The sequence below is a fragment of the Corynebacterium sp. S5S1 genome (assembly GCF_001913985.1).
Lineage (GTDB): Bacteria > Actinomycetota > Actinomycetes > Mycobacteriales > Mycobacteriaceae > Corynebacterium > Corynebacterium marquesiae.
The window spans coordinates 1-478 of sequence record NZ_MKXT01000014.1 but is presented as its reverse complement, the minus strand read 5'-3'; the positions used below and the strand labels follow the sequence as shown (position 1 = coordinate 478).

Annotated in this window: 1 rRNA gene; it reads left to right on the top strand. The window is 54.8% G+C overall.

The window, feature by feature from the left end:
• Positions 1-78 precede the first annotated feature (78 nt).
• Positions 79-478, top strand: a 16S ribosomal RNA gene (locus BKN05_RS06450); the annotation flags it as partial.

The window sequence follows — 478 nt, the reverse complement described above, 5'->3', positions numbered from 1 at the left end:
TGTGGTTTGTGGTGGTTTGTTCTTTTGTTGGGTTTCGGGCTTTTCACGGCCTGTTTCGGAATTTTGTTCTGAAATTTTTTTGTGGAGAGTTTGATCCTGGCTCAGGACGAACGCTGGCGGCGTGCTTAACACATGCAAGTCGAACGGAAAGGCCCTGCTTGCAGGGTACTCGAGTGGCGAACGGGTGAGTAACACGTGGGTGATCTGCCCTGCACTTCGGGATAAGCCTGGGAAACTGGGTCTAATACCGGATAGGAGCCATTTTTAGTGTGATGGTTGGAAAGTTTTTTCGGTGTAGGATGAGCTCGCGGCCTATCAGCTTGTTGGTGGGGTAATGGCCTACCAAGGCGGCGACGGGTAGCCGGCCTGAGAGGGTGGACGGCCACATTGGGACTGAGATACGGCCCAGACTCCTACGGGAGGCAGCAGTGGGGAATATTGCACAATGGGCGCAAGCCTGATGCAGCGACGCCGCGTG